The sequence below is a fragment of the Lentzea aerocolonigenes genome (genome assembly GCF_000955955.1).
In the GTDB taxonomy this organism is placed as follows: Bacteria; Actinomycetota; Actinomycetes; order Mycobacteriales; family Pseudonocardiaceae; genus Lentzea; species Lentzea aerocolonigenes_A.
On sequence record NZ_JYJG01000298.1, the window covers coordinates 1 to 4,149 of the forward strand.

The 4,149-nt window shown below is 70.8% G+C and carries 4 protein-coding genes; 2 read left to right on the forward strand and 2 right to left on the reverse strand.

What is annotated here, in order from left to right; all coding sequences use genetic code 11:
* Positions 1-78: 78 nt before the first annotated feature.
* Positions 79-867, reverse strand: a complete 789-nt coding sequence (locus tag UK23_RS33845; RefSeq protein ID WP_231114806.1) for a three-helix bundle dimerization domain-containing protein — start codon at positions 865-867, stop codon at positions 79-81.
* A 128-nt stretch (positions 868-995) separates the two neighbouring features.
* Between UK23_RS33845 and UK23_RS33850 the strand changes: the two genes are divergently transcribed.
* Positions 996-2,261 (forward strand): hypothetical protein, encoded by a 1,266-nt coding sequence (locus tag UK23_RS33850; protein WP_045315799.1) that lies wholly within the window; start codon positions 996-998, stop codon positions 2,259-2,261.
* On the forward strand, positions 2,261-2,473 hold the full coding sequence (locus UK23_RS50735) for a hypothetical protein (RefSeq protein WP_156213580.1): 213 nt from the start codon (positions 2,261-2,263) through the stop codon (positions 2,471-2,473). The genes UK23_RS33850 and UK23_RS50735 overlap by 1 nt, the downstream gene beginning before the upstream one ends.
* On the opposite strand, the gene UK23_RS33855 is transcribed toward UK23_RS50735, so the two are convergent.
* The coding region (locus UK23_RS33855) for a GH36-type glycosyl hydrolase domain-containing protein (protein WP_196777998.1) at positions 2,424-4,149 on the reverse strand (1,726 nt) is incomplete at its 5' end. The two genes, UK23_RS50735 and UK23_RS33855, sit on opposite strands and share 50 nt — an antisense overlap.

A 4,149-nucleotide genomic window follows, 5' to 3' on the forward strand; every position in this document is an offset into this window, starting at 1 on the left:
CGCCCAGGTCAGCGCGACCTGACGAAGTACTACTAGCCGCGGGATTTTTGAGAAACAGTCTTTTTCTTTTGCCCGGCTTCAGCCGGAGTAGGTGCGGCGCAGCAGCCGGTGGATGCGGCGGACGGACGCCAGCCGGTCGTCGATGTTGATCGCCAGCGCCCGCACCACCGGATCGTCGGGCCCGCGGCGGCCGCGGATCTCGGCGATCCGCTCCTGCACCGTGATGGGGTGGCCGTCGGGGCTCGTGGTCATGTCGGCGTACCAGAGCGCGTCGCGGAGCCTGCCGCGTTCGTCGTCGAACGAAGCCAGGTCGCCGGCCAGACCGGTCAGCGCGGCGACGGCGGACGCTCCGGAGTGGTGCGCCACCAGCCCGCAGATGCGGTCCGGCATGCCGGCTCGCTGCAGGAACCGGGCGCCGTCGAGCGAGTGCAGGCCGGTGTCGACGAGCACGGAGGCGTACCCGATGTCGTGCACCCAGGCCGCCGCGACCAGCACGTCCCGTTGCTCGACGGGCAGCACGCGCGCCACCTGTCCGGCGCGGCGGGCGACTCCGGCGGTGTGGGCCCAGCGGCGGGGCAGCTCGGCCGAGAGCAGGCGGCGTGCCGTGTTCCTGGCCCAGTCCGACAGCCAGGTTCCGGACGTCTCCGGCACATCGGACGTGTAGCGCAGCGCCTCGGCGCGCACCGCGCGTTCGACCAGCAGCGGCACGAAGTCCTGCACCGGCGCGTCGCAGAAGCGGGAGCGGGCGTGTTCGATCCACTCGCGCACCAGGCTGGGCGGCACCCCGTCGTGTTCTCGCACGAGCCGGGTCGCGAGCCGTCCGACCCGCGGATCTGCCTGCCGCGCTACCGGCGTCGTCGTCAGCACGTCGTCCACGGTAAACGCCGCCGGTGCGGATGGCGAGGAGCCGTTCGCCGGTCCGCTCAGCGGAGTGAAACCTGGTCCGATCGGGGCACCGCTGCCAGTCTGCGATCACGCGGACTGAGGGGAACGCAATGGAGGAACCGTTGTGGCGTGCGCCGATCGCGCGGCGGACGCTGCTCGCCCTGCTGTGCGCCGCTCTGGTGACGTTCACCGTCCCGGCCGCGGCGGCTCCCACCGACCTCAAGATGCGGATGCGCTCGGACGCTCGCGGCGCCGTGCTGCCCCCGGCCTCGTTCGGCAACGGCGTCTTCCAGGTGTACCTGCAACGGACCCGCGGCTTCGGCATCGGTTCGTTCACGGTCCTGACCGGGCCGGACCACCCGGCGGGACCTCGCCAGAACGTGCTGTCGGGTGACGGCGTGCCCGGCACGAGTTTCATGACCGTCCGCAACCTCACCACCGGCAAGGACTTCGTGCAGTCGCCCTACCTGACCCAGCCGAACCAGGTGGAGCTCGACGAGCAGAACGGGTTCGTGCTGCAGCTGACCCCGACGTCCTCCCACACGCTGTGGAGCCTGCCGCTCTCCTCCGGCGACACGGTCACGCTGTTCCAGGACATCGTGGTGCACGGCACCACCCTCGCCGACACGACCATCGAGGTGACCACCGGAACGATCCGCGACACCCAGGACAAGCTCCAGGTCCAGTACCTGTGGGACGTCGCCGTCGGCGCGGACGACGGGCCGGTGAGCCAGCAGACCTCGGAGAGCGGTTTCCAGCCGTTCGCCACCCCGGTCACGCACGAGCGGACGTTCACCGGGGCGAACAGTTTCGCGGTGACGGACAACAACTTCCCGGCACCGACCTTCGCCGCCGGGTTCACCGGTACCGGTCCGGCGCGGGTCACCCCGGCGCCGACCGCGCCGGAGTCGGTGAAGTTCGTCTGCTGGCCGCGGGCGGTCGGCGCGGTCGCCGGCGGCTACGAGACCGATCCGCTGGCCGACGTGAGCACGCAGGCGTCGGACTGCCGGCAGACGGGTTCCGGACCGGACTCCGCGCTGCTGTACCTGTTCCCCGCCCAGCAGTCCCAGGCAGGGCTGCGGGTGAGCGCGTCGATCTTCTCCAGCCCGGCGGCGCCGCACCCGGCCGCGATCGCCGTGGCACCGGCGCGGCTGGGCAGTCCGAGCCTGTCCGCGACGCTCACCGACGCCGGACAGCCGGTGGTGGGCCGGAAGTTGTCGTTCAGCGCGGGTGACCGGGCGCTGTGCAGCGCGGTGACCGGGCCGAACGGGGTGGCGGCGTGTGGTGGCGCGGCCGAGGGAACCGCCGCGCTGCCCGGGTATTCGGCGGTGTTCGCGGGTGACGCCGTGTGGGCCGCTTCGACGGGGAAGCGTTGATGCGGGCTCTCGGCGCGTTGCTGAGTGTGCTGGTGTTGCTGGGCTCAGGCGTCGCGCCCGCCGATCCCGTGCCAGGCGACGAGGGGTTTACGGCGGCTGTGTCGCCACAGGGCGGAACCAGGAACCCAGCGCTGCTGCGGGCGGAACCGGGCGACATCGCGGTCACCGCGGCGGGAGAGTACGGCTTCCCGGTGTTCTGGCGGCACGAGTGAGTCGCAGATGGGCGAGCAACGGCTGGGAGTGGCTGTGCAGGTTGGCGACCGGATACGCCTGCATGGCCACGCCGGAGTCCGGCAGCGCCCAGGTCTCGCCCGGCCTGTCGCTCTCCGGACCGAGGTAGCAGTCGGGGCCGGACAGCGTGCCCATCCACGTGCCGGGGTAGGCGGTGGTGTGCGCGTGCAGGGTCATGCGCGTGAACTCATCCCACGCCAGGTCCGGGTCGTACTGCGCGGCTGCCCAGATCAGGGTCGTGTTCACCGAGAACCAGATCTGGCTCGGAGTGCTGAACGGCCAGCGGTGCCGGGCGCCGAGCGGTGAGCCGGTCCGGCACTTCTCGTCGATCGTCTTGAGCAACGCGCGCGCCTGGTCCGGTGCGGCCGCACCGCAGAGGATCGCCCACGGCTGCACTTCCAGCCACAGATCGTGATCGCCGATCGGGCCTTTGCCGGGTGCGTGGGCTCTTCTGAACCACCGACCGTTCCACTCGCTCGCGACTCTCTCGCGCAGATCATCGGCACGTTGCCGCGCCTCCGCCGCAGTGAGGTGATCACCGAGACGTTCCGCGAGACGCGCGTAGACCGGGAGCACCCAGGCGGCCATCGCCGAGTTCAGCACGGACTCGCCGCGTTCGATCATCAGCTCGCGGTCCACGCCGGACTCGGTGATGGCGAGGTCGTTCCAGTCGGCGTTGAGAATCCGGACGTGCCCGTGCTCCCCCACGCCCACCTCGTCGGCGAAGAACCTGAACTGGCGCCTGAGGTTCTCCGCGAGCGGTACGGGTTCGGCGTGGTGGCTCGGGTGGTACGGCACCGGCTCGTTGAACGCGGCCAGGTCGTTGGTGACGTGGGCGTACTCGGCGGCCAGCCACAGCGCCCACAGGTTCTGGTCGGACGGGCGGAACAGCTGGGTCCAGGGCTGTTTGCGGCCGTCGAGGGCGTACGGGAGGTCGCCGTCGGGGCTGCCCCAGGCGCAGGTGTTGCGCAGGACCGACAGGGCGAGATCCGGTTCGAGGTGCACGAGCGGGAGTGCGTGCTGCAGCGGATCCCTTGCGGCGCCGTTGAAACCGTGCCGGAACGAGTAGGCAGAGCCCTGGTTCAGGGTGTGGCCGCCGAGCACACCGTCGACGCACGCGCCTCCCGTGAGCAGGGCCGCGTGCCAGCGGATCTCGTCCGGGCCTTCGGGGAGCCGCTTCCGCAGTCTGCTGAGGCTGTCGGCGTACACCGCCTCTGGATCCACAGGTCCGTCGAAGAGGCCGAACCGGAACCACACAGTCGTCCGCGCGCCCGGTGCGAGCTCGATCGGGACCGTGATGGTCAACAGCCCGGTCGTGGTCTCGACGCGCTCGCCACCGCACTCCTCCAGAGCCACCACCGACGGATGCGCGGGAGCTTCGTTGCGCGAAGGGCCGAACTCCAGGTCGACGAGACGCGGCTGCACCGCCCATTCCTCGGTCAGGACGTGCCGCAGCACCTCCGAGCCCGGGTTCACCACCTCGACCCTGATCAGCAGCCACGGCGCCTCCCCTTCCGGGCAAAGAACCGTGCGCTCGATGTTCGCGGCCGACTGGCGGAAGAACGTCGGACCGAACAACTTCGTCGGCGCCTCGAACCTGCCCGTGCGTTCGGCGAGCCACCGGCAGTCGACGTGCTCGTCCCACACGCTGACCAGG